The sequence below is a fragment of the Arthrobacter sp. 4R501 genome (assembly GCF_002929755.1).
In the GTDB taxonomy this organism is placed as follows: Bacteria; Actinomycetota; Actinomycetes; order Actinomycetales; family Micrococcaceae; genus Arthrobacter.
Window position 1 is genome coordinate 16,340 of record NZ_PJIW01000021.1, and the last position, 23,932, is coordinate 40,271.

Annotated in this window: 18 protein-coding genes and 2 tRNA genes; 6 read left to right on the top strand and 14 right to left on the bottom strand. The window is 66.6% G+C overall.

All coding sequences use genetic code 11. The features are described 5' to 3' along the window. Positions 1–180: 180 nt before the first annotated feature. The 5 genes from CXR02_RS18385 to CXR02_RS18405 all read right to left on the bottom strand — a co-directional run bounded on the left by CXR02_RS18385 (position 181) and on the right by CXR02_RS18405 (position 5,602). Positions 181–810: a TetR/AcrR family transcriptional regulator gene (locus CXR02_RS18385; RefSeq protein ID WP_258061112.1), complete on the bottom strand. Its 630-nt coding sequence runs from the start codon at positions 808–810 to the stop codon at positions 181–183. An 83-nt stretch (positions 811–893) separates the two neighbouring features. Beyond that, a complete protein-coding gene (locus tag CXR02_RS18390) occupies positions 894–2,930 on the bottom strand; it encodes a YhgE/Pip family protein (protein WP_104063297.1) in 2,037 nt (678 codons plus the stop codon). Next, positions 2,927–3,634 carry an ABC transporter ATP-binding protein gene (locus CXR02_RS18395; protein ID WP_104063298.1) on the bottom strand — a complete coding sequence of 236 codons (708 nt, stop codon included), beginning with the start codon at positions 3,632–3,634 and terminating at the stop codon, positions 2,927–2,929. Before CXR02_RS18395 ends, CXR02_RS18390 begins: the two co-directional genes overlap by 4 nt. Positions 3,635–3,750: 116 nt before the next feature. Next, a complete protein-coding gene (locus CXR02_RS18400) occupies positions 3,751–5,256 on the bottom strand; it encodes an NAD(P)/FAD-dependent oxidoreductase (RefSeq protein WP_104063299.1) in 1,506 nt (501 codons plus the stop codon). A 272-nt stretch (positions 5,257–5,528) separates the two neighbouring features. Next, positions 5,529–5,602 (bottom strand) — tRNA-Arg (locus CXR02_RS18405). A gap of 276 nt (positions 5,603–5,878) precedes the next feature. Between CXR02_RS18405 and CXR02_RS18410 the strand changes: the two genes are divergently transcribed. Next, a complete protein-coding gene (locus tag CXR02_RS18410) occupies positions 5,879–7,705 on the top strand; it encodes a phosphoenolpyruvate carboxykinase (GTP) (RefSeq protein ID WP_104063300.1) in 1,827 nt (608 codons plus the stop codon). Between the two features lie 77 nt (positions 7,706–7,782). On the opposite strand, the gene CXR02_RS18415 is transcribed toward CXR02_RS18410, so the two are convergent. The 4 genes from CXR02_RS18415 to CXR02_RS18430 all read right to left on the bottom strand — a co-directional run bounded on the left by CXR02_RS18415 (position 7,783) and on the right by CXR02_RS18430 (position 11,489). Next, positions 7,783–8,943, bottom strand: coding sequence for a globin domain-containing protein (locus CXR02_RS18415; protein ID WP_104063301.1), 1,161 nt, complete (start codon positions 8,941–8,943; stop codon positions 7,783–7,785). A 161-nt stretch (positions 8,944–9,104) separates the two neighbouring features. Then, positions 9,105–9,554, bottom strand: a complete 450-nt coding sequence (locus CXR02_RS18420; RefSeq protein WP_104063302.1) for an Rrf2 family transcriptional regulator — start codon at positions 9,552–9,554, stop codon at positions 9,105–9,107. 20 nt (positions 9,555–9,574) lie between these two features. Continuing rightward, complete coding sequence (locus CXR02_RS18425) at positions 9,575–10,084, bottom strand: hypothetical protein (protein WP_104063303.1); 510 nt, start codon at positions 10,082–10,084, stop codon at positions 9,575–9,577. Beyond that, the gene (locus tag CXR02_RS18430; RefSeq protein WP_104063304.1) at positions 10,071–11,489 is read right to left on the bottom strand and encodes a phosphomannomutase/phosphoglucomutase; all 1,419 of its coding nucleotides are present in this window, start codon (positions 11,487–11,489) and stop codon (positions 10,071–10,073) included. The genes CXR02_RS18425 and CXR02_RS18430 overlap by 14 nt, the downstream gene beginning before the upstream one ends. Before the next feature lie 96 nt (positions 11,490–11,585). Here CXR02_RS18430 and CXR02_RS18435 point away from each other — a divergent pair, with 96 nt between their 5' ends. Further along, positions 11,586–13,766 (top strand): ATP-dependent DNA helicase RecQ, encoded by a 2,181-nt coding sequence (locus CXR02_RS18435; RefSeq protein ID WP_104063305.1) that lies wholly within the window; start codon positions 11,586–11,588, stop codon positions 13,764–13,766. Here CXR02_RS18435 and CXR02_RS18440 read toward each other — a convergent pair. From CXR02_RS18440 to CXR02_RS18455, 5 genes are all read right to left on the bottom strand, one after another. Further along, positions 13,690–15,171, bottom strand: a complete 1,482-nt coding sequence (locus CXR02_RS18440) for an MFS transporter (protein WP_104063306.1) — start codon at positions 15,169–15,171, stop codon at positions 13,690–13,692. The genes CXR02_RS18435 and CXR02_RS18440 overlap by 77 nt on opposite strands. Before the next feature lie 241 nt (positions 15,172–15,412). Then, a tRNA-Ser gene (locus tag CXR02_RS18445) sits at positions 15,413–15,500 on the bottom strand. 163 nt (positions 15,501–15,663) lie between these two features. After that, positions 15,664–15,897 carry an N-acetyltransferase gene (locus CXR02_RS23055; protein WP_258061114.1) on the bottom strand — a complete coding sequence of 78 codons (234 nt, stop codon included), beginning with the start codon at positions 15,895–15,897 and terminating at the stop codon, positions 15,664–15,666. Beyond that, positions 15,806–16,180, bottom strand: a complete 375-nt coding sequence (locus CXR02_RS23060) for a hypothetical protein (RefSeq protein WP_258061118.1) — start codon at positions 16,178–16,180, stop codon at positions 15,806–15,808. Before CXR02_RS23060 ends, CXR02_RS23055 begins: the two co-directional genes overlap by 92 nt. Further along, positions 16,180–18,477, bottom strand: a complete 2,298-nt coding sequence (locus CXR02_RS18455) for a prolyl oligopeptidase family protein (RefSeq protein WP_104063307.1) — start codon at positions 18,475–18,477, stop codon at positions 16,180–16,182. The genes CXR02_RS23060 and CXR02_RS18455 overlap by 1 nt, the downstream gene beginning before the upstream one ends. A 75-nt stretch (positions 18,478–18,552) precedes the next feature. Here CXR02_RS18455 and CXR02_RS18460 point away from each other — a divergent pair, with 75 nt between their 5' ends. The 4 genes from CXR02_RS18460 to CXR02_RS18475 all read left to right on the top strand — a co-directional run bounded on the left by CXR02_RS18460 (position 18,553) and on the right by CXR02_RS18475 (position 23,895). Continuing rightward, complete coding sequence (locus CXR02_RS18460; protein ID WP_104063308.1) at positions 18,553–20,577, top strand: FAD/NAD(P)-binding domain-containing protein; 2,025 nt, start codon at positions 18,553–18,555, stop codon at positions 20,575–20,577. A 394-nt stretch (positions 20,578–20,971) separates the two neighbouring features. Continuing rightward, complete coding sequence (locus CXR02_RS18465) at positions 20,972–22,084, top strand: ABC transporter substrate-binding protein (RefSeq protein ID WP_104063309.1); 1,113 nt, start codon at positions 20,972–20,974, stop codon at positions 22,082–22,084. Between the two features lie 3 nt (positions 22,085–22,087). Then, positions 22,088–22,972 (top strand): ABC transporter ATP-binding protein, encoded by an 885-nt coding sequence (locus tag CXR02_RS18470; RefSeq protein WP_104063310.1) that lies wholly within the window; start codon positions 22,088–22,090, stop codon positions 22,970–22,972. Continuing rightward, positions 22,972–23,895, top strand: a complete 924-nt coding sequence (locus tag CXR02_RS18475) for an ABC transporter permease (protein WP_104063311.1) — start codon at positions 22,972–22,974, stop codon at positions 23,893–23,895. The genes CXR02_RS18470 and CXR02_RS18475 overlap by 1 nt, the downstream gene beginning before the upstream one ends. The last annotated feature ends 37 nt before the right edge of the window (positions 23,896–23,932 follow it).

A 23,932-nucleotide genomic window follows, 5' to 3' on the forward strand; every position in this document is an offset into this window, starting at 1 on the left:
GGGCCAGGACCTCCGCCACGGCCGCAACATAGGCCAGCGCAACCAGGCCCAGGAACGTGACCATCACGGCCTCTTCCAGGGTGATGGCGGTGAGCACCAGCATGCCCACGGCGGCGACGGCCGCGATCACGGCGAACTTCCCGCTGTTACCCATGTGGCGCATGTGTCCAATCATCCCTGCTACTTCACGACATAGCCGCGCATGATTGCCATGATTGCTGCAACGCTTTGATCACGGGTGCGTTCCGGGTTGTACGTCTGCCGGTCAAGCCCCACCACAAAGCAGGCGCCAAAGATCGCCGTTTCGAGGCTGCCCCGCAAGACCGTTTCGTCCACCGGGTAGACGGCAGCCACGTTCTCTATGGCCGCGCCGATGACCGCCAGGAGTTCAGACCGGAGGACCGCGAACGTGTCCCGCCATTCGCTGGGAGTCCGCCAGTTTTCGCTCACCCACAAACGGGCGAAGGACGGGTAATCGTCCATGAAATCCATGGCCTGGCCGATCATTGCCTCCATGGCCACCAGTGGATCGGCACCGGGCTGCCCGGCCTCGCTAAGCAGGCGTGCCTTCAGGATGTCCACGCCGTGCCGCAGCAGCTGCGCGATCAGGTCCGACTTGCTGCCGAAGTTGTAGTAGACAGTGCCCTTGGAGACGCCCGCCGCCGCGGCGATCTCGTCCACAGTGACACCCGCTGCGCCACGCTGGCCGATCAGCTCCATGGACGCGTCGAAGAGCTTCTGCCGGGTGGCATTGGTCCGGGCCGGGCGGAGTTTTTTCTCGGCGGGACCGTGCATGGCTGGATCGTGCATCGCGGGATCATGCCCAACGGGATCGTGCACCCCAGGCTCAGGCACCCCAGGATCGGGCACCCCAGATCCCGGCGCGGGCGGGCTCATACCGCGATCTCCGGTTTGAGCGTTTTGAGCGTCCAGTACTTGTGCTTCCGGACCGCAAACGTGGACATCGCCGCGCCCAGCAACGTGTAGCCGAGCAGCCCCAGGACAGTGGGCACGATCCCGGACAGGTCCGCGCCGTAGATGAGGTGCCGCATGCCCGTGACCACGTAGCCCATGGGCAGGATTTCGTGGACAACATGGAGCGGCTGCGGGGTGGTCTGCCAGGGGAATGTGCCACCCGAGGACACCAGCTGTAGCACCAGCAGGATCAGCACCACCAGCTTGCCGGGTGACCCCAGCAGCGCGACGATGCCCTGGATGATGGCGCTGAAGGCCATGGCCGCGGCCAGCATAAACAGCCACATCAGTACCGGATGCGCGGGGTTGAGGCCCAACGCCAGGTTCACCACGAGGGTCAGCAGGCTCGCCTGCACCACCGAAACGGCCAGGAATGGAAGCCAGCCGCCGACGGCGATTTTCCAGGCCGGGGCGTTCGACGCCAGGGCCCGCTGGGTGATGGGCCGCATCGCCTGGACCAGCATGAAGATGCCGATCCACAAGGCCAGCGTCAGGAAGAACGGTGCCAGCCCCGCGCCGTAGGAGTCCGCCTTTGCCTGGGAGACATTGCTGACCGCAACAGGATCGGCGATCACCTCTGAGAGGCTGCTCTTCTGCGAATCGTCCGGGTTGGGCACCTGCCCGGCTCCCTTGGAAATTTCGTCGGTCAGCGTCCGTGAGCCGTCAGCGGCGGTGCCGGCCCCGGCTTCCAGCTGCCCCGCACCGGCGTCGAGCGTTTGCGCCCCTTCCGCGAGGCGTCCGGCGCCGTCGAGCGCAGTCTGCTCGCCGGTGGCCAGCGTGGCCGCCCCGGTGTGGAGCTGGTCAGCGCCACCGGAAGCCTGAACAATGGCGTCCTTCAGCGCGGGGGTGGCCGTGGCCAGCTGGGCTGCGCCGACGCTCACGGCTTCGGAGCCGTCCGCGAGCTGCTGGATCTGGGTGGCGTCGGTCTGGATCCGGGTTTTCGCCGCGGCCACGGGGCTGGAGGCGGCCACGGTATCGAAGTCGGCCAGGATTTTGTCTGCCTGCACCTGGGTGATGACTTCGGAGGCGACCAGGCGGGCATTCGATTCGATCACGCGCGTCCGGAGCCCCTGGTCCGCGGCATCAAGCTGCGTGACGACGTCCTGGACCTTGGTGTTCAGCTGGGCGTTCCCCGCGGCAACCTGGGCCGCGCCGTTGGCCAGCGTCCGGGTGTCGGTGGGCAGCGTGGCGGTGCTGTCTTTCAGGACGGAGAGCCCGCCGCTGAGCTGCCCGGCGCCGTCGGTCAGCTGATTGGCCCCGTCACGCAGTTTCAGCTGCCCGTTGTAGAGCTCGCCGGCTCCCGCGCTGAGCTCGCTGGTGCCCGTATGCAGGGTGACGGTCCCGTCGCGGAGGGTGGCCACGCCGCCCGCCAGCTGCCCGGCGCCGTCGGCGGCCTTGAGCATCTGGGCGTGGATGGTGCCGAAGCCGGTCAGCAGCTGGTTCGCCGTCTCTTCGCCCACTTCCTTGGCCACAGTTGTGTGCACCGCGGTGGTCAGCTTGTCCACGATGGTGCTCAGCAGGTAGTTGTTGGCATCGTTGGTGGTGACGTTCAGCATCGCCTGGCTGGCCGAATCGAAGCTGCCGGGTGAGACCAGGTTCGTGGAGAACTCTGCCGGGATTTTCAGTGCAAACGCGTACTTGCCGCTGCTGACACCTGCGTCGGCCTCGGCCGCCGAGGGGACCGCCTGCCAGTTGAAGACGTTCCCCTCCACCAGGCCGTCCGCCACCTTCTTGCCCGCCTGGAGCTCGGTGCCGTCGCTGGACGTGGCGCCGGTGTCTTCCACCACCAGAGCGGCCTCGATCTGGTTCAGGTTCTCGTAGGGATTCCAGTTGGCGTACAGGTACACGGCCCCGTACAAGAGCGGCACCATGATCAGGGCCAGGATGGTCAGCTTCGGCAGCAACCCACCGGTCATCCGCTTGAGTTCGGAACGGGCCAGCCGCAGCACGGTCACTTGGCATCCTCGGTTTCGAGTAAGAGGGATTCGGTTTCTTCGTCTGTGAGAGCCGGCGCATCGGACGCTTCGTCCACGTCAGGGACGGCGTTACCGATCACCGCGGCCGGTCCCGTCCACCCTGCCGGGAGGGCAGTAACGGTGACGACGACGGCGAGCGGCCGGCCGGCGTCGTACGCCAGCTCCTCAAGCCGCGGGAGCCAGTCCGCAGCGTGGGCACCGTGCCTGTCGGGGGAGTCCACCACCAGGAGGTCGGTGTGCGGGTTGGCGAGGGCCAGTGCCGTCAGCAGTTCAGTGCGCCGGTCCGGCGCCAGCTGCTCCGTCCACAGGTCCGCGATGTCCTCGAAACTGTTGACTTTGAGCCAGGGCTTGCTCAGCAGCGCGCCCCGGTAGCGGCGGGGGATCAGGGCGAGGTCCTCGGTGACAAGGTCCCGGACACTGAGGTGCTGCTCGGGCTCATTCACGTTGGGGGAATCCACCAGGGCGCTCGCGAGGCGGAGGGATTTGGTGCGTTCGTTGGCGTCCCAGGACATCCGGCCGCCAGTGGGTTTCATACGCCCGCTGATGGTCAGGGCAAGGGCTGTCCGCTGGTTCTGGCGTTCGGCGGTGACGAGGAGGAGCTCACCCCGGCCGACGCGCAGAGAGGTGGGCGGAAGCAAATCGTCGCGCCGGCCCTTCACAAGGAGCTGCTGTACGGAGAGCAAAATGGCCTTTCGAAAGTGTATGTCCACCTCCAGTCTAACTGAACTGACTGGTCAGTTCAAATAGTGCGGTTGGAGTAGGCGCGGGTGGAATAGACCAGCGCCACTTGCGGCCTCTCCTACAAGCCGTACTTCTCCAGGAGCCGCAGCCACACCTCGCTGACCGTGGGAAACGATGGCACCGCATGCCACAGCCGCTCCAGCGGGACCTCGCCCACCACTGCGATGGTGGCCGCGTGCAGCAGTTCGCCCACGTCCGGGCCCGCGAAAGTGGCGCCGAGCAGGACCCGCCGGTCCTCGTCCACCACCAGCTGCGCCCAGCCTTCGTAATGTTCCGAATGCAGGGACGAACCCGACACTTGGATTGGCAGCTCCACGGACGACACGTTGTAGCCGTCCCGCTTTGCCTGCTCCACCGAGCGCCCCACGGCCGCCAGTTCGGGATCCGTGAACACCACGTTCGGGACAGCATGCTGGTTGGCGGTCTGGGCGTAGCGGCTCCAGGCCGCGGGGACGCCGCTGAGCTCGCCCTTGGCGCGGGCCGCGATGGCGTCGCCGGTAGCCCGGGCCTCGTACTTGCCCTGGTGCGTGAAGAAATTTCTGCCTGCGGCGTCGCCAACAGCGTAGAGCCAGGGATCCTCACCTTCCTCGCCCTTCTCATCCGGGGTGCCCGGAGTGCCCGGGAGGCCCTGGACTAGTCCAGTGGAGTCGGTGGTAAGTTTCAGCGGCTGCCCGTCTTGCGCCTCGAAACCCAGGCTTTCCAGCCCGAGACCTTCGAGGGCGGGATGCCGGCCTGTTGAAACGAGGACCTTGTCCGCAATGACGGTGGTGCGGACGGCCGGCGTCTGATCCTGAAGTGTCAGGGTGAACGTGCCGTCGTCGTTTTCCCGGACACTTTCGGTGGACGTGTTGAGGCGGACCGCCACGCCGTCCGCGCGCAGCCCCGCGACCACAAGTTTGCTGGCCTCTGCGGGGAACGTGCCCAGCAGGCCGCTCCTGGCCACCAGCGTCACGTCCGAGCCCAGGCGTGCGAATGCCTGCGCCAGCTCGCTGCCCGCGACGCCCCCGCCGATTACGGCCAGGCGCTCCGGTACCTCCTTGGCCGAGGTGGCTTCGCGTGTGCCCCAGACCTGCAGGTCCGCCAGGCCCTCGATGGGAGGTGTGGTTGGCGTGGAGCCGGTGGCGAGTACGACGGCGTGACGCGCCTTCAGCTCGTAAGTGTTGCCGTCCAGCCCGGCTACTTCAACGGTGCGCGGCGCGGTGATCCAGCCGTGGCCACGGATCAGCTCAATCCCTGCATCTTCCAGCCACTTCACCTGGCTGTCGTCCTGCCAGTTTGCGGTGAAGTAGTCCCGGCGCTTCAGGACTGCCGCTGCATCCAGTGTCAGGGTGACGGCTTCCGCTGCGCCGGGTACCGTCTGTGCGCCGTGTAGGGCGGTGCCGGGGCGGAGCAGGGCTTTGGACGGAATGCAGGCCCAATACGAGCATTCGCCGCCCACTAGTTCGGCTTCAATAAGGACAGCCGTCAGGCCGCCCTGGACCACCCGGTCGGCGACGTTTTCCCCCACGGCACCAGCGCCGATCACAATGACATCGAATTCACGTTGCAGCGTTTCAGGCGTCATTCGTCCAGCCTACGCCCGCCTCGCGGGAGGCGGGGAGCGCCGTCGTCATCATTCCAGTGACTGCAGAACTGCGTAACTTTTGACCGCGTCGTGCGGGCTCGCCCGCACGAATCCAGGGTCGGTGCCGGGTTTGCCACCAAAAGTGACGCATTTCCGCTGGCAAGGCGCGGGTGGCCGGGCTGTTCCTGGGGCCGAGGCCGGTGGCAGGAAAAGGGACACGGCGCTTAACGACAAAAGACCCGTACCAGCGAACCGATACGGGCCTTTCTCTGTGCGCCCAGAGGGATTCGAACCCCCGGCCTTCTGTTCCGTAGACAGACGCTCTATCCAGCTGAGCTATGGGCGCATTTTGTGTTTCGCGGAGTTTCTTGCTCCCCGAACCTCGAATTACTTTACGCGAGGGTGGCCCGGAGTACCAAATCGAGAGGCATGTAATCTAGCCAACTAGACCGGTCTAGGTGACCTTCGTCACTTAAATACAGCCGTTTGTGCGCGGTTTTCCTTGAATTTGCGCGGTTTTCGGCTCCAACGATCACGAACGTGCACCGCTGGCCTCCCATGACGCCCCTGGGTGGCCAATAGCATTTAGTCCACACCGATGACCCCGAGGAAGGGAACCGCAATGGGCGATCTCGCACGACTGCCGCTGCTTGAGAAAGCACCCACCACGCATGCTGGCCTGCTGGCATGGGTCGAAGAGGTTGCTGGACTCACGCAGCCCGACCGGATCCACTGGGTTGACGGGTCCGAACAGGAAAACACGCGTCTTACCGATGAACTCGTCGCAGCGGGAACGCTGACCCGTCTGAACCAGGAACTCTTCCCCAACTCTTTCGCTGCATTCTCTGATCCCGCGGACGTAGCCCGTGTGGAAGAGCAGACCTTCATCTGCTCCGAGAAGGAGCACGACGCCGGCTTCACCAATAACTGGATGGCCCCGGCTGCGATGAAGGAAAAGCTGCGTGGGCTGTTTGCCGGCTCCATGCGCGGACGCACCATGTACGTCATCCCGTTCGTGATGGGACACCTGGACGCTGAGGATCCCAAGTTCGGCGTGGAGATCACCGACAGCGCCTACGTTGTTGCCTCGATGCGCATCATGGCCCGCATCGGCACCGACGTGCTGGACCGCATCACCGAGACCAACGCATTCTTCGTGCCGGCCCTGCACTCCCTGGGTGCGCCGCTCGAAGTAGGCCAGGCTGACGTGCCGTGGCCGTGCAACCCGGACAAGTGGATCGTTCACTTCCCCGAGGAGCGCTCCATCTGGTCCTTCGGCTCCGGCTACGGCGGAAACGCGCTCCTGGGTAAGAAGTGCTACGCCCTGCGCATCGCCTCCGTCATGGCCCGCGACGAAGGCTGGCTGGCCGAGCACATGCTCATCCTGAAGCTGACCTCGCCCGAGCAGAAGACCTACTACGTCTCGGCAGCCTTCCCCTCCGCCTGCGGCAAGACCAACCTCGCGCTGCTCGATCCCACCATCGAAGGCTGGAAGGTGGAGACGCTGGGTGACGACATCACCTGGATGCGTTTCGGCAAGGAAGGCGAGCTCCGCGCCGTCAACCCCGAGGCCGGCCTCTTCGGCGTGGCTCCGGGCACCGGCTGGGGCACCAACCCCAACGCGATGCGCGCCATCGCCAAGGGCAACAGCATCTTCACCAACGTGGCACTGACCGACGACGGCGGCGTGTGGTGGGAGGGCATGACTGAGGAAGTGCCCGCTCACCTGACCGACTGGCAGGGCAACTCCTGGACCTCGGATTCGGACAAGCCGGCAGCGCACCCGAACTCCCGCTTCTGCACGCCGATCGACCAGATCGACATGCTGGCCGAGGAGTACAACAACCCGGACGGCGTGGAGCTTTCCGCGATCCTGTTCGGCGGCCGCCGCAAGACCACGATTCCGCTGGTCACCGAGGCGCGCAGCTGGTCCAACGGCATCTTCATGGGCTCCACCCTGTCGTCCGAGACCACTGCCGCTGCAGCCGGTGAGGTGGGCGTGGTCCGCCGCGATCCTATGGCCATGCTGCCCTTCATCGGCTACGACGCAGGCGATTACCTGAACCACTGGGTCAACCTGTCCGCCAAGGCCAACCCGGAGCGCCTGCCCAAGATCTTCCTGGTCAACTGGTTCCGCCGCAACTCCGAGGGCGGCTTCGCCTGGCCCGGATTCGGTGACAACGCCCGCGTCCTCAAGTGGGCCATCGAACGCCTCGAAGGCAAGGCTGACGCCGTGGAGACCCCCATCGGATTCGTTCCCACCGGCGATGCGATCGACCTCAAGGGGCTGGACATGACGCCTGCACAGGTCGAAGAAGCAGTCCGCGTCGACCCGGCCGAGTGGGCCACCGAACTCGCTTCCATCGAGGAATGGTTTGCCAACTTCGGCAGCTCGCTGCCCGAGGCGCTGCAGTCCGAGCTCGCCGGCCTGAAGGCCCGCCTGGGCTGACACTCCAGTAAGTACGACGGCGGCCCCGCACCTTCCCCCTGGAAGGTGCGGGGCCGCCGTCGTCCCCACCAATTGATTCAGCTGGCCAGCCAGATGTCCGGGCCGAAGACTTCGTAGTGGATCTTCGTGGCGGGGATTCCGGCGTTGATGGCCTCGTTGCGGATGTGCTTCATGAACGGCAGCGGCCCGCAGAGGTATAGCGACGCATTTGCCGGCAGGTCCACTTCACGCAGCGACATGAAGCCTGCGTTGGAGCCGGCCTGCGGTTCTTCCAGCCAGAGCTGAAGGTCGGCACTCTTGAGGCGTTCGACGTCGTCCGTCATCTGGGAGCGCAGCGCCCAGGACTCCAGATCGCTTTCCGCGTGCAGGACCAGGACCTGGCGGTCCGAGCCGGCTTCCGCGAGGGAGCGCAGGATGGACGCGGTGGGCGTGCAGCCAATGCCGGCGGAGGCCAGGACCACCGGGCCCTCGCCTTCCTTGAGCGTGATTTCACCGTAGGGGTTGGAGATTTCGAGGACGTCGCCCACCTGGACGGTGTCGTGCAGCACGGGCGAGACTTCGCCGCCGTCGTCCTTCTTGGTGGTGAAGCTGCGGCTCGTGCCGGCGTCGCCCGAGAGCGAATACTGGCGGACCTGGCGCAGCCCGTCCGGGAGGGTGACCTTGACGCTGACGTACTGGCCGGGCAGGGCGGGAGTGATGGGGGTGTCGTCGGCCGGTTCCAGGGTGAAGGTTATCGAGCCGGTGCCGGCGGGGGTCTTGGCGGCGACCTTCCAGGGGCTCCACATCGTGCCGTTGGCCTGTGCGGCGTAGAGGCCCTTTTCGAGTTTGATCAGGGCGTCCGCCATCAGCCAATAGACCTCGGTCCAGGCCTCGGCGATTTCCGGCGTGATGACCTCGGCCAGGTCTTCGGCGATGGCGGCGAAGAGGTGCTCGTAGACCACCTGGTACTGAGGTTCGGTAATGCCGAGGGAGGCGTGGCGGTGGGCGATGCGGGCGAGTACCGTCTCCGGCAGGGTGCCGGGGTTGTTGACCAGGTGGGTGGCGAAAGCGGCAATGCTTCCGGCCAGGGCCTGCTGCTGGTTGCCGTTGCGCTGGTTCGAGCGGCTGAAGAGCCCGTCCAGCAGCTCCGGGTGCGCTGCGAAGAGCCGGGCGTAGAACTTGGGGGTGATTTCGCCGATCCGGGAACCGACCAACGGGAGGGTGGCCTCAATGACGGGGCGGGATTTGTCCGAGAGCATGCGTACTCCTGAGGTAGGGGCCCGGGGCGTACATCCGGACCGCGGTCAATACATGTATTTGAAATACAAGTATTTATACCTAAGTTCTACACTTCGTAGAAGAGATATCAAAATTGAGGACTACGGATCCGGAAATGCCCGGGCTGCAGGGGAGCCGGGAGTCAGAGCCCCGGGCGGAGCCCGATCGACTGGAACACGGGCGCCATCTGGCGGGATCCGGGAAGGGTGGACACCACGATGTCGTCGAGTTCCCGGTAAAAGGCTTCCCGGGCGCGCGAGAGGGCACCGCGAAGCCGGCATTCGTTGATGAGTGGGCAGTCGCCGTTCAATGAATGGCAGTCCGCCGGATCCACCCGGGTGTTCAGGAGCCGCAGCAACTGGCCCACAGTGGCCTTGCGTCCGGCGTCGTTGAGCCTGGAGCCGCCGTTGCGGCCGCGTTCGACGTCGATCACGCCAAGTTCACGGAGCTTTGCCATGGCCTTGCTGACGTGGTTGTACGGGGTGCCCACGGCGTCGGCGATGCTCTGCGTGGTCAGCAGGTTGCCGTCAGGGGCTGCGGACAGCACCATCATGGCCCGCAGGCTCACATCCGCGAAGGCATTGATCTTCATGTCATCAACCCAGTGGAGGTCTAGTCCACCCAGACGGTGGGTTCGCTGGTGTCAGCGGCGAGCTGGCCAAACTCCCGTTCGTGGGTCCCGGTGTTGGCGGCGTAGGGGAGGACCGCGGCGAAGACGGATCCGTCGCGGTGTTCAGCGGCTACATGGATGGAATCTGTTTCTTCCTCGACCAAGAGGATGTCGCAGACAATTGCGGCCGCCCGGAAATCAGCCCGGTTCTGCCGGAGCAGTTCGGTGAGGTCGCTGATCATCGTGTCCGCGTCGAAGTCACCGTCGGAGCCGTCCTCGGCATCAGCCGGCGTGACAGCCACCAGCCGGACCTCGCCGTCGTTCTCCACTACCAGTGCGAACGGCAGGAAGCCGCCGTTTCGCTCGAGCTGTTCCTGGGCTGCGCCGATGCCTGTGCCCAGCAGGTTTTCCAGGTCCGTGGCCGAGGCCTCCGGAACGGAATCCCGCCACGAAGCCACCGCAGCCGGGCCGTCCGTGGCTTCGTGGGCCGCTTCCGGCTTAGCGCCTGACATTGGAGAGCACGCGGTCGCGGACGCGTTCCATCGTGGCCCGGTCCGTTGCTTCCACGTTCAGGCGGAGGAAGGGCTCCGTGTTGGACGGGCGCAGGTTGAACCAGAAGCTGCCGTCATTTGCCGTGAAGGTGCTGCCGTCCATGGTGTCCACGGTGATGTCCTCGGCGGCAAAGTCGGTGCGGACGCGCTCAACGGCTCCCGCCTTGTCCTCGATTTCCGAGTTGATTTCGCCGGAGGAGACATAGGGCTCGTACTCGCGGCCGAGTTCGGACAGCGGACCGTCCTGCTCGCCGAGGGCAGCGAGCACGTGCATTGCCGCGAGCATCCCGGTGTCTGCGTTCCAGAAGTCACGGAAGTAGAAGTGGGCAGAGTGCTCGCCGCCGAACACGGCTCCTTCCTCGGCCATGACTGCCTTGATGAAGGAGTGGCCCACGCGCGTGCGGACGGCGCGGCCGCCGTCGTGCCCTACCAGTTCGGGCACGGCACGGGAGGTGAGCAGGTTGTGGATGACGGTGGGCGTTGCCTCGCCCTGCGCCTGGGCGCGGGCGATTTCGCGGCGTGCCACCATACCGGTGACGGCCGATGGCGACACGGGCTCACCCTTTTCGTCGATGACGAAGCAGCGGTCGGCGTCGCCGTCGAATGCCAGGCCGATATCGGCGCCGTGCTCAATGACGGCGGCCTGCAGGTCGCGGAGGTTCTCCGGCTCGAGGGGGTTGGCCGGGTGGTTCGGGAAGGAACCGTCCAGCTCGAAGTAGAGGGGAATGATCTCGAAGGGCAGCTTGGGCAGCAGGGCGTCGCCCAGCACCGCCGGGGTGGTGAGGCCGGCCATGCCGTTGCCTGCGTCCACAACTACCTTGAGCGGCCGGGATCCCGAGAGGTCCACCAGCTGGCGGAGGTACTCGGAGTAGTCCTTCAGGACGTCGTGGACACCGATCAGGCCGCGGGCGGGGGCCGCCGGGATGGAGCCTTCGTTGAGGTACTTCTCGGCGAGGGCCTGGATTTCTTTGAGGCCGGATTCGGAGGAGATGGGCTGCGCGCCGGGCTTCGACATTTTGATGCCGTTGTATTCGGCAGGGTTGTGGCTGGCGGTGAACGTGGCTCCGGCAGCGTTGAGGGAGCCGCAGGCGAAGTAGAGCTCATCGGTGGAGATCAGGTCAAGGAGCTTGACGTCGGCGCCGCGGGTGGCTGCGCCGTCAGCGAAAGCCTTGGCGAACTCGGGGGAGGAAGGGCGCATGTCGCCGCCTACCAGGATCGTCTGGCCCTCCAGTTCCAGCACATCAACGAACGCGGCGCCCACGGCTTCGACGATTTCAGCGGTGATGGATTCGCCCACGATGCCCCGGACGTCGTAGGCCTTGAAGGATGCCGAGAGGTCAAAAATCTTTGTCTGTTCGCTAGTCACGGGTTTTATCTTACGTGGAGCCGCGGACGTTCATGGTTGTCCACATACGGCGGTCCCGGCTTTTTGGGTGTCGGTGGGGGCTGGGATACTGAATCAATGGTCGATACCCAGAACGCCGCCCTTCTTTCCGTTTCCCCTGACTCAGCGTCCGCCACAAAAAGCCAGGCGCTGGAGGTTCTCCGCGAACTTGTGGGGCATCCGGCGGCGGATTTCCACGACGGACAGTTTGAGGCGATTGAAGCACTGGTCGACGGCGGCCGGCGGGCTTTGGTGGTCCAGCGCACCGGTTGGGGAAAATCGGCCGTGTACTTTGTGGCGTCCCTGCTGCTCCGGCGCCGCGGCGCCGGCCCCACCCTGATCGTTTCGCCGCTGCTCGCCCTGATGCGGGACCAGGTGGCTGCCGCCGCCCGCGCCGGAGTGCGTGCCGTGGCCATCAACTCGGCGAACCAGCTGGACTGGGATACCGTCAGGGAACAGCTCGCCGCCGATGAAGTCGACGTGCTGCTGGTTTCGCCGGAACGGCTCACCAACCCGTCCTTCCGTGAGAACCAGCTGCCGGAGCTCATCCGGCGGACGGGCCTGCTGGTGATTGATGAAGCCCACTGCATTTCGGACTGGGGCCACGACTTCCGGCCGGACTACCGCCGGATCGCTGACCTGATCACCCAGCTGCCGGAGTCCGTGCCTGTCCTTGCCACCACGGCAACGGCCAACTCGCGCGTGGTCCACGACATCGAGGAACAGCTGGGCGAGGGCGTCCTCACCATCCGCGGCACCCTTGGCCGGGATTCCCTGCGCCTGGGTGTCCTTGCCCTCCCGAATTCCCGCGAACGGCTGGGTTGGCTCCTGACGCACCTGGCCGATCTGCCCGGCAGCGGCATCATCTACACACTGACCGTCTCCGCAGCGGAGGACACCGCCCGGCTTCTCGCCGAAGCCGGGCACATAGTGCAGGCCTACACCGGCAGGACCGATCCCGCGGACCGTGAGCGCGCAGAGCAGATGCTCAAGGACAACCAGGTCAAGGCGCTGGTGGCCACCTCGGCGCTCGGTATGGGCTTCGACAAACCGGACCTTGGCTTCGTCGTCCACCTCGGGGCACCGTCCTCCCCGGTGGCGTACTACCAGCAGGTGGGCCGCGCGGGCCGTGGCGCGGCGAACGCAGATGTGCTGTTGCTGCCGGGTTCTGAAGACCGGGACATCTGGCAGTACTTCGCCACCGCCTCCATGCCGTCCGAGGAGAAAGCTACAGCGGTGCTGACAGCGTTGGCCGAGGCCGGAACTGCCGTGTCAACGGTGGCGTTGGAGGCCCGGGTTGATCTCCGCCGCACCCCGCTGGAGCTGCTGTTGAAGGTCCTGGCCGTGGATGGCGCCGTGGAACGCGTCGGCGGCGGGTGGCGTTCCACCGGCCAGCCGTGGATCTACGACGCCGAGCGTTACCGCCGGATCGCCGAGGCCAGGGTGGACGAGCAGGACTCCATGGTGATCTACCAGGACACCGCCGGGTGCCGGATGGAATACATCACCTCGGTCCTCGATGACGAGACCGCGCACGCCTGCGGGAAGTGCGATAACTGCGCGGGCCGCTGGTTCCGGGCCGATATCGCCGAGGACGCCACGGCAGCGGCGGGTCAGACGCTCACCCGCGCCGGTGGTGTCCTGGAGGCACGGATGCAGTGGCCCAGTGGCATGGACCGTCTGGGCGTTCCGGTCAAGGGCAAGATCAAGCCTGACGAAGGACTCGCTGACGGCCGCGTGCTGGCAAGGCTTACCGATCTCGGCTGGGGCGGGGCGCTGCGGGAACTCTTTGCGGCCGGCGCTGCCGACCGGCCGGTGGATCCTGCCATGCTGCAGGCCTGTGTCCAGGTCCTGCGGGAATGGGCTACCGGGGACGGCCGGAACCCGGGTTGGAGCGGGGCAGGCCGGCCGGCCGCGATCGTCAGCATGCCTTCCCGCAGCAAGCCCGAACTGGTCCGCTCCCTTGCCCAGGGAATTTCGGAAATCGGCAGGATCCCCTACCTCGGCGAGCTGGACCTGGGACATGGCGGACCCACTGGAGGCCGTGGCGGCAACAGCGCGTACCGGCTGGCCGGTGTTTGGGACCGCGTCATGGTGGGCCCGGAATTGGAGGCGGCCATGGCAACACTTCGTGGCCAGGGCGTCATGCTGATCGACGACCTCGTGGACAGCCGGTGGACCGTTACCGTGGCTGGACGCGCCCTGCGCCAGGCGGGGGCTGGGGCGGTTCTTCCGCTCGTGCTTGCCCAGGCCGGCTGACCTCGGCGCCGGCGTGCCGGTGCAGTGACAGGCTGTCCGCCGTACTGAAGAGCATCAGGACGGCCATGGTGAGGAAGGCTCCGCGGAAGGGGCCAGCGTGATCCGCGGGGAAGGCCTCCACGCCGTCGAAAATCCGGATCAGCAGGGCGCCAACGGCGATGCCGGCGCCTGCGGCGAGCTGCACCAGGGTCGCCGACACGGAATTGGCCGAGGTCAGCTGGGAGGGTGCAATGTCCGCGTACTGCACCGACGCGTAGGCGGAGAAGCCAATGGAGCGGAAGGCCCCGCTGCACACGAGCAGGGCGAAGATCAGGGCCTGCGGTGTGTCCGGAGTGAGCAGGGCGCACAGGGCGAAGGTCACCGCCGATGCCAGGGAGCCAAAGACCAGCATGGCCCGGAAACCGAAACGCCGGATCAGCGGCGTGGTGGCCGGTTTGATGCCGATGTTGCCGATGAACACGGCCGCCACCATGATTCCGGCGTGCAGCGGTGACCAGCCGAAACCGGTCTGGAACATCAGGGGCAGGAGGAACGGCACCGAACTGATGGTCAGGCGGTAGACGAACCCGCCGGTGGCCATGGCCCGGAATGTGCGGGTGGAAAAAACGCTGAGATCAAACAGGGGGTTTTTGGCCCGCCTCATCCACAGCACGGCGGCCGCGAGGGCGCATACCCCTGCAGCAGCGCCGATAGCTGCCCATGGACCGTCGGGGTGGGCAGTGGCCAGCTCCAGGCCCACCACCAGAGCGCCCACGCCCGTGGTGGTGAGGAGCAGGCCCAGCCAGTCGAGCCTGCGTGCCCTGTCTCCGGCGCCGGCTGGTACCAGACTGAGTGCGGCGATGAACGCGGCCGCCCCCAGTGGCAAATTGATGAGGAAGATCCAGTGCCACGACAGGTAAGTGGTCAAGGCGCCGCCTACCAGCGGCGCCAGTACGGGCGCCAGCAGCGCCGGCCACACCAGGAAAGCCGTCGCCCGGAGAAGCTCCGACTTGGGTGTGCCGCGCAGTACCAGGAGGGTGCCGACAGGAACCATCATGGCCCCACCGGCGCCCTGCAGGATCCGGCTCAGAGTCAGCACAGTCAGGTCGGGGCTGATGGCGCAGGCCAGTGAAGCCAGTGTGAACAGGGCGATCGCGAAGCAGAATACTTTGCGGGCCCCGACGCGTTCAGCAAGCCAGCCGCTGAGCGGGATGCCCATGGCCACGGTTATGAGGTAGGCCGTCATGGTGATGTTGACGTCGGCGGCTGGAACGCCAAAGTCGCCGGCGATGTTGGGGATGGCGGTGGTGAGGATAGTGCCGTCCAGGAACTCCATAAAGAACGTGGCAGCCACCAGTAGCGCCAGGCGTGGATTCCACGCCTGGCCTGTGCTGGTTTCCTCGCCCGGGGAATTGCTGACTGCCATTCCACCATCCTGCCACCGCCTGCACGGGTGGAGCTTCGTGGGTCCGCACCCCGGACCGCCAGCCTGTCCAGCCCACCCCACTCTCCACGCGCCAGGCACCGCCTCCCGCCCATGTAGGTAGCAGTAACTGTCGTTATGAGCGCTCATAACGACAGTTGCTGCTACCTAGTTTGGGTTTGGTGGCATAAAAGCACTTCCCGAGGGAACGCAAAAGGCCCCGGTCCAGGACCGGGGCCAAACGCGGAGACGGGGGGATTTGAACCCCCGGTGGAGTTGTGCCCCACACTTCATTAGCAGTGAAGCCCATTCGGCCGCTCTGGCACGTCTCCAATGGCTATTACTAGCCCACCAAGGATACGCAGAACGGGGCACGCAGTGCAAAACGGCCCGTGAGCGCTTGTCTCAGGGCCCGCACACAAGCCCCGCGACGCCGTTCGCCCCGCGAAAACCCCGGCTCACCCACCGGCCCGAACACTTGCGCAAGAGAGCGGATCAACGGGAGCGGATCAACCTGATTTCGCGGAGGTCTTCCCAGTCGGGTACCCGGTCCTCGGCCCCGTCCGGAACGAAACCGAGCCGTTCGTAGAATCCGATGGCCCGGGCACTGCCTGCGGCCACCCAGAGACTGGCCGCGTTATTGCCCAAGGCGGCTTCGAGAAGCCGTCGCCCCAGGCCCAGCCCCTGTTGCGATGCCAACAAAATACAATCCCCAGAGCTCCAGGTCACCGGACGACGGCGGCGGGTGGCCTGCCGGGGAACCGGGAGCGGGCAGTCGGCGGGCGCCAGCGAATCCCACCACAGTGCCATCGTCGCACGCTGCCCACACCTCGGCGGGGTACGGCCGGTCCAGCAGCTGGTGCCACAATGCCAGCCGGCCTGCCGGATCCACGGCTGCCAGGAAAGCGTCGGACAGCATGCCGCGGTACGTTTCCTGCCAGCAGCGGAAATGGACTGCGGCAAGCCGTTCCACGTCAGCAGAGACTGCCCGCCGCACCGACAACACAGACATCAACCGCCTGCCAGCGTCCGCCATAGGAAGTGCTGGCTGCGGGCCTGCAGCGCTGCGGCCTGCCGGTTGTCCGAAGCTCCGGCGTGGCCGCCTTCCAGCGCTTCGTGGAACCAGACATTCGGGATGCCCATCGCCTGCATCCGGGCGGCCATCTTGCGGGCTTGGACCGGTCCCACCCTGTCGTCCGACGTGGCCGTCCAGATGAATGTTTCGGGGTACTCCACGCCGTCCTTGAGCAGGTGGTACGGGGAGAAGGTCTTGATGTACTCCCATTCCGCCGCCACGTCCGGGTCGCCGTATTCGGCGATCCAGGAGTGCCCGGCGGAGAGTTTCGTGTAGCGCCTCATGTCCAGCAGCGGAACGCCGCAGGAGATAGCCCCGAAAAGTTCCGGGTAGGTCGTGAGCATGTTGCCCACCAGCAACCCGCCGTTGGACCCGCCCACGCAGCCCAGCCGCTCCCGGGAGGTGACGCCACGGTGGACGAGGTGCTGCGCCACGGCGGCAAAGTCCTCGAAGGCGCGGTGCCGGTTTTCCTTGAGCGCGGCCCGGTGCCAGGACGGACCGTATTCGCCGCCGCCGCGGATGTTGGCCACAACGTAGACGCCGCCGCGGGAGTGCGCTGCCTCGCTGGGCCCGCCGGAGGTGGCTGTCCTGCGCTCGAGCCAAGCCCTGCCGACGGTTCCGCTGTAGGCAGGGGTTCGGGAGACTTCGAAGCCGCCGTAGCCGGAGAGCTGCGTGGGGTTCTGCCCGTCCAGGACAAGGTCCCGCGAGGCCACCTGGAAGTAGGGGACGCGGGTGCCGTCTGCGGAGACGGCGAAGTGTTGCTGCACCTCGTACTGGTCGTCATTAAAGAACGACGGCGACGCCTTGACTGCCGCATGGCTGCTCACCACGCCAGCCGTCCCGGCAACGCCCCTGCCGGAGCCAGCAGTCCCGGCAGGATCCCGCGTGAGGCTTCCGCGCATCAGTGTGCTGGGGGTGGTGAATCCGGTGGCGACCAGCCAGAAGTCGTCGCCCGCACCGCCGCCGTCACCGTCGTCGGCCGGTCCTTCATCTTCGTCGTCCACCGCGTAGGCGTTGACGTCGTGCAGCGGCGGGCAGGCATCCAGCAGCGACGAAGCCCAGGCGCCGCCGTCGGCCGCACTCCCGTCGGCCGCACTCCCGTCGGCCGCACTCCCGTCGGCCGCAACGCCGGGAACAGAGGGATCCAGCACCCGGATTTCGGACGAGACGTCCCGCAGCAGGTTCAGCAGCAGGAAATTCCGCGTCCAGCTCCACGACTGCAGCGACGTGTGCGCGTCCGGCGTAAACAGCACCAAGAGATCCCGCGCCCCGGCAAGGTAGTCCTCGAACTTCGCGGCCAACAGGGACCCGGCGGGGTACGTGTTGCCCTCAAGGGACCAGTCCTGCTGAGGCCGGAACAGGAGCCATTCGCGGTGCGCACTGAGGTTAACATCTGTCGGCGCATCGATCTCGAGCCAGGCGTCGTCCCAGCGGATGAACGTGCTGCGGTTGTAGAAATCGATGTAGTCCACGGCGAACGTGCGCTCGAAACCCGGAGTGGAGTCGTGCGCCACCACGGCCATCATGTGGTCCTCGGGCACCTCAAAAAGCCGGGCGGCCGCGGAGAGGGCCTCGCCGCGTCGCAGGGTGACAGCCGTCCGGGCATACGAGGATGCGGTCCGCGGCAGGTTCCCGGCCGTGGAGGCGACCAGCAGCGTGTCCGCGTCCAGCCACGAAACGTTCCCCTTCGCCGTCGGCAGGTCGAAGCCGCCGTCGGCCTGGTCAACAAAGGTGCGGGTCCCGACGTCGAACTCGCGGTAGCGGTTGGCGTCGCCGCCGTCGGGGGAGAGCGCCAGCAGCGCGAGGCGGTACGGGTCGCCGGCGGCGGGACGAAGGAACGTGGCACCGTGGAAGACCCACTCCTCACCTTCGGCGGCGGCGAGGGCATCCACATCCAGCAGCACGTCCCAGTCGGGGGAGTCCGTCAGGTAGCTTTCCCAGCTGGTGCGGCGCCACAGCCCCTTCGGGTTCGCCTGGTCCTTCCAGAAGTTGTAGTACCACTCGCCGCGCTTGCCCACCATGGCGATCCCGTCCGTGGAGTCCAGCACCTCCAGGATGCTTCCTTCCAGGCCTACGTAATCGGCGTCCTCCAAAAGGTCCTCGGTGCGGGCGTTCTGCTCCCGGACCCAGGCAAGCGGTGCCTCGCCGTAGATCTCCTCCAGCCAGACGTTCTCGTCAGTGGGTTCGGGGGCGGGCGATGAACCGGGCGCTTGATCAGCTGCAGTGGTGGTCATGCGCCCCATCCAAACAACATTTTCGCGCCGCAAGCAAGTCAAGTGCCTGCGGCGCATGCCGATACTCTGGATGCCGTGGGTAAATCGAAGAGCATCCGGACAGCCATCATCGGCGCCGGACCGCGGGGAACCAGTGTGCTGGAGCGCCTGCTCGCACACGCCGCCGCCCACGCTGCTGCCCACTCCGGCCCCGCATCCCTCCACATCGACGTCATCGACCCCTATCCGGCGGGTCCGGGGCACGTGTGGCAGCCCGGCCAATCCCGGCTGTACCTCATGAACACCCAGTCTTTCTATCCCACGGTCATCCCTGAGGACTCCCGGCTGGCGCCGCCCGTCGCGGGCACCACGTTCGACCGCTGGCGGGCCCGGCAGAAGCGTGAGCCGATGCCGGCCCTGACGCTGGACGAGCGGTCCGAACTGGCTGCCTTGGGATCGCGGGACTTCCCCAGCCGGGCACTGTACGGCCGCTACCTGCGCTGCACGCTGGACGAGTTGACGGCAAAACTGCCCGACGGCGTCACCATCAGTTTCCACGAAACGACGGCCGTGTCGGTGCGTCCGTCGCGCGACGGAACAGCGGGGACGCCAGGGGACGGCGACCCGGGGGACGGTTCTCAAGGGGACGGCACCCCAGGCGGGACAACCCCCAGCACCGGAACGTTCGACGTCGGACTCGCCGGCGGCGGTTCCCTCACGGTCGATTCCGTGGTCCTCGCCTTGGGGCACCTGGCGTCCCGGCTGAACCCGGAACAGCGGGAACTCCAGGCAGCGGCCGCACAGCTGGGCCTGAGCTACTTCCCGCCGGCCGTCCCGGCGGACGTCGACTGGGCCGCGATTCCGGCCGGCGAACCGGTCCTGGTCCGGGGCATGGGGCTGAACTTCTTCGACGCGATGGGCCAGCTCACGGAGGGCCGCGGCGGAAAGTTCATCGACGCCGGAATCCGGCTCGAGTATCAGCCTTCCGGCCAGGAGCCCGTGATCATTGCAGCCTCCCGCCGCGGCACCCCGTACCGGGCCAAGGCCGCGCTGGCCGGCTACTACCCGGCGTCGGTCACCTTGCGGTACCTGACCGGGGCCGCGCTGGAACGGTTCGCTGCCACCGGAATCCGCCCGGGTTTCGACCACGATCTCTGGCCCCTGCTGCACCGCGACACGCTCTGGGCCTACTACTCCACCCTGGTGCGCTCGCAGCCGGCGGCCGTCCCCGATGCGTCCGAGTTCCTGGCCGCGCTGGAGGATGCGCTGCGGCCCCATGCCCACAGCGCCGCCAACTGGGAGGCCACGGTGGACAGCGTCCTTGCAGTGCACGTCGGGCCGCGTCACCGGCTGGATCTGCCGGGCCTCGCGTCTCCCCTGGCGGGCAGGTCCTTCGGATCGCGCGCTGAACTGGATGCCGGCGTCGTCGAGTACCTGCTCGATGACGCCCGCCGCTCCGCACTGGGCGAGGAGGATCCGGTGAAGATGGCCATCGGCGCCCTGCATCACGGGCGTGCGGTGCTGAAAACGGCAGTGGCCGACGGCGGTATCACCGATGAGTCCTGGGTGGCCGGCCTGCGTGGCTGGTTTGAGTCGTTTGTGGAGGGCCTGGCCAGCGGGCCGCCTGCGCTGCGCGCTGAACAGCTGGCTGCCCTGGCGCGTGCCGGCGTGGTCAGCTTTGTGGGGCCCGACCCCCGGTTCAGCGTGGACCGCCGGTCGGGCCGCTTTACCGCCGTCTCGCCCTGGGTGAACGGTCCGCCGGTGGCGGCGAAGACCATGGTGGAGGCCCTCGCGCCGGTCAACCGCGTGTCTGCGAACGACTCACCGCTCCTGGAACAGCTCCTCGCAGACGGGATGGTGCGGCCCCGGCTGATGATGACGGCGGAAGGTGCGCCGGTGCAGGCCACCGGGCTGGACGTTGCGCCCCACCCGTACCGGCCGGTGGCGGCCAACGGCTCAGTGACCGAGGGTCTCTATGTGCTGGGCCTGCAGCTTTCGGCCACCCAGTGGGGCACGGCCATCGCCGCGGAAGCGCTGCAGCCCGGGGGCCCCACGTACTCCAGCGGGCAGCGGACGCTCCGCGACGCCGACGAAATCGCGCAGGCGATCCTCGGGCACTGAGGATCCCCGCCGCAGCGAAATATTCGTCCGCACGTCCCCTGAGTTTTTGTCCAGATAAAAGTCCCCTGAGCGTTCGGCAACGCCGATTATCTGGCCAAAAACCCGGAAATGTTGAGCCGCCGTGTCCTGGCGTTGCGGTTGATGACTTCGCGCAGCCCCGGCCCCCGACGATCCCTGACGCATTGTTGCGCCCTGTTGTGGCGGATGACGCTGCGTTGCCTCGTGCGTCCGGATTGCCCCTTGCTACGCCCCATGGACCGCCGTGACGTGCGGTTTCGCGCTGTGAACCCCGCCCTTTTGCCGTCCCTGCATCTCTGTTCTAGTGGTTGCCACAAGCCAGCCGGCCCGGACCCGCATCGCCGGTTCCGCACCTCCAGCGCAGAAAGATCCAGCCATGAAATTGCGAAAGCCATCCGCACGAACCGCCCCCGCTGCAGGCAGGGCTGCATCGCCCGCTGCAGGAAAGGCAGAAGGCACTGCGGCCGCCGTCGCCGCAGCCCTGGCGCTGTCGCTGGTGCTGACGGGCTGTGGCGGCGCAGCGACAGCCCAGTCCGGGGGCAGCGGCGCCGAAGTGAAAACCGTCCGCTACCAGGGTTCGCCCAACACCGTGGCCCTGGTGGAAGTGGCGGAGGACCTCGGCTACCTGGGCGACGTCAAGCTCGAATGGGTCAGCAACACCACCAGCGGGCCGCAGAGCATCCAGTCCGTGGCCACCGACCAGACAGACATCGGGGGAGCGTTCACCGGTGCCGTCATCAAGCTCATCGAGGCGGGCGCGCCTGTCCAGGCCGTCATCAACTACTACGGCGAGGACAAGGAAACGTTCACCGGTTACTACGTGGAAGAGGGCAGCCCCATCAAGACGGCCCGGGACCTGATCGGCAGGAAGGTCGCCGTGAACACCCTGGGCGCCCACCACGAAGCCATCATCAACACCCACCTGAAAAACAGCGGGCTGACCCCGGAGGAGATCAAGCAGGTCCAGCTGGTGGTGGTGCCGCCGAACGAAACCGAAGTGGCCCTCCGCAAGAAGCAGGTGGACGTCGGCACGCTCGGCGGGGTGCTCCAGGACCGGGCGCTCGCCGAAGGCGGCGTACGGGCCCTGTTCACCGACGTCGGGGTGATCGGCAGACCGTTCGACGCCGGCCAGTACGTCCTCCGCAAGGACTTCCTGGCCAAGAACCCGGAAACCAGCCGCACCGTGGTCACCGGAGTCGCCAAGGCCATCGAGTGGGAGCGCACCACACCGCGGGAGCAGGTGATCGCCAAGTTCGAGGAAATCATCACTAAACGCGGCCGCAACGAGAGCACGGAAACGCTGAAGTACTGGAAGAGCGTGGGGGTGGCATCGCCGGGCGGCCGGCTCCAGGACCAGGACTTCACCCGCTGGGCCGATTACCTGAAGTCCGCGGGAATCATCACCGGGGATCTGGACACCAAGAAGCTCTATACGAATGAGTTCAACCTGCTGGAAACCCCTGCACCGGCCGCAACCTCGAAAGGATAGAAGATGACACCAAAGATCAGCCTCAGAAATGTCACCAAGGAATTCACTGTCCGTCCGGGCAAGGGGGCGGGCAAGAACACCAGGACGGAAGCATCGGTCCTCACCGCGCTCGATGACCTCAGCCTGGACGTGGCCGCAGGTGAATTCCTCACCCTTGTCGGCCCTAGCGGCTCCGGCAAGACCACGCTCCTGGACCTGCTGGCCGGCCTTTCCCGTCCCACCTCGGGGAAGGTCCTGGTGGACGGCAAGGAAGTGACCGGGCCTGGCCAGGACAGGGCCGTTGTTTTCCAGCAGTACGCGCTGTTCCCCTGGCGCACGGCGTCGGCCAACGTGTCCATCGGCCTCGAGAACGCAGGCCTGTCGAAGAAGGAAAGGGCGGCGAAGGCCAGCGAGTTCCTCGACCTGGTGGGCCTTGCCGGGTTCGAGGACCGCTATCCGCATGAACTGTCCGGCGGTATGAAGCAGCGCGTGGCCATCGCCAGAAGCCTCGCCTATGAGCCGGACGTTCTGCTGATGGACGAGCCCTTCGCCGCCCTCGACGCCCAGACCCGCGAACAGCTCCAGGACGAGCTCCTGCGGATCTGGAAAGCCACGGGCAAAACCCTCGTCTTCATCACCCACGGGATCGACGAGGCGGTCTACCTCGGCCAGCGCGTGGCCGTGCTCAGCGCCCGCCCCGGCAGGCTCAAGGAAATCGTGGACGTCAACATCCCCGACCGCGACGGCGACGCGGACATCCGCTCGCATCCGGCCTTTGTGGAACACCGGCACCAGGTCTGGTCCCTGCTGCATGACGAAGTCCGACTGGCCCAGAACTCCGGCCACCGGAAGATCCTCCCGGACGGCACCGCCCCCGATGAACAACCCCTCGAAAGGAGTGCGGCCTGATGAGCACTGTGTTGACCCGACCGCAAGAGGCGGCTGCCGCCGTCGGCCGTTCACTGCATTCCGGAGCGCCGCAGCCCGGACCCTCCGGACCGTCCGGTTCAGGGCGAGGGCAACGCCCGACGCCGGCAGCCAGGTTGGGTGCCGCAGCCCGCCAGGCGGGCCGGGCTGGCTGGAAATCCCTCGCCGTGATCCTGTTCCTGGCACTGTGGGAGGTGGGTCCGCTGTACCTGGCGAGCCCGGCCACCCGGGTGTTCCTGCCGCCGCTGCATGAGGTGCTGGCGGCCGGAGCCAAGCTCCTGGAGAACGGGCAGCTGCAGAGCCATCTGCAGGCCAGCCTGACCCGCTCGGTGTCCGGTTTCGGCATTGCCGTGGTGTCCGCCGTTGTGCTGGGGCTCCTGATCGCCTGGTACGGCTGGCTGAATTCGTTCCTGAACCCGCTGCTGGAGCTTTTCCGCAACACGGCGACGCTGGCCCTGCTGCCGGTGTTCACGCTGCTGCTGGGCATCGGGGAGGAATCGAAGATCACCATCGTGGCCTACGCCGCGTTCTTCCCGGTCCTGCTGAACACCATTGCCGGCGTCAGGACCGTGGATCCGCTGCTGATCCGGGCCGCGAAATCCCTGGGGTTGAACAGCTTCCGGCTCTTCCAGAAAGTGATCCTGCCGTCGGCGGTGCCCACGATCTTCACCGGCATCAGGATGGCCGGAACCTCCTCGATCCTGGTGCTCATCGCGGCCGAGATGGTGGGCGCCAAAGCCGGTCTGGGCTACCTGATCGTCAACGCGCAGAGCAGCTTCCTGATCCCGGACATGTACGCCGGAATCCTCACAGTCTCCGTCGTGGGTCTGCTGGTCAACACCGTGCTCGTGGCACTGGAACGGCACTTCTCCCGCTGGCGCACCGCCGTCGGCTCGGACAGCTGACCGCTCCGCGTCTCAGCCAATAAACACCTAGCTGTCC

Coding starts and splice junctions, on each gene's coding strand:
- CXR02_RS18385 (WP_258061112.1), bottom strand. CDS start 810: ATGCACGATCCAGCCATGCACGGTCCCGCCGAGAAAAAACTCCGCCCG.
- CXR02_RS18400 (WP_104063299.1), bottom strand. CDS start 5,256: ATGACGCCTGAAACGCTGCAACGTGAATTCGATGTCATTGTGATCGGC.
- CXR02_RS18410 (WP_104063300.1), top strand. CDS start 5,879: ATGGGCGATCTCGCACGACTGCCGCTGCTTGAGAAAGCACCCACCACG.
- CXR02_RS18415 (WP_104063301.1), bottom strand. CDS start 8,943: ATGCTCTCGGACAAATCCCGCCCCGTCATTGAGGCCACCCTCCCGTTG.
- CXR02_RS18420 (WP_104063302.1), bottom strand. CDS start 9,554: ATGAAGATCAATGCCTTCGCGGATGTGAGCCTGCGGGCCATGATGGTG.
- CXR02_RS18425 (WP_104063303.1), bottom strand. CDS start 10,084: ATGTCAGGCGCTAAGCCGGAAGCGGCCCACGAAGCCACGGACGGCCCG.
- CXR02_RS18435 (WP_104063305.1), top strand. CDS start 11,586: ATGGTCGATACCCAGAACGCCGCCCTTCTTTCCGTTTCCCCTGACTCA.
- CXR02_RS18440 (WP_104063306.1), bottom strand. CDS start 15,171: ATGGCAGTCAGCAATTCCCCGGGCGAGGAAACCAGCACAGGCCAGGCG.
- CXR02_RS23060 (WP_258061118.1), bottom strand. CDS start 16,180: ATGTCTGTGTTGTCGGTGCGGCGGGCAGTCTCTGCTGACGTGGAACGG.
- CXR02_RS18455 (WP_104063307.1), bottom strand. CDS start 18,477: ATGACCACCACTGCAGCTGATCAAGCGCCCGGTTCATCGCCCGCCCCC.
- CXR02_RS18465 (WP_104063309.1), top strand. CDS start 20,972: ATGAAATTGCGAAAGCCATCCGCACGAACCGCCCCCGCTGCAGGCAGG.
- CXR02_RS18470 (WP_104063310.1), top strand. CDS start 22,088: ATGACACCAAAGATCAGCCTCAGAAATGTCACCAAGGAATTCACTGTC.
- CXR02_RS18475 (WP_104063311.1), top strand. CDS start 22,972: ATGAGCACTGTGTTGACCCGACCGCAAGAGGCGGCTGCCGCCGTCGGC.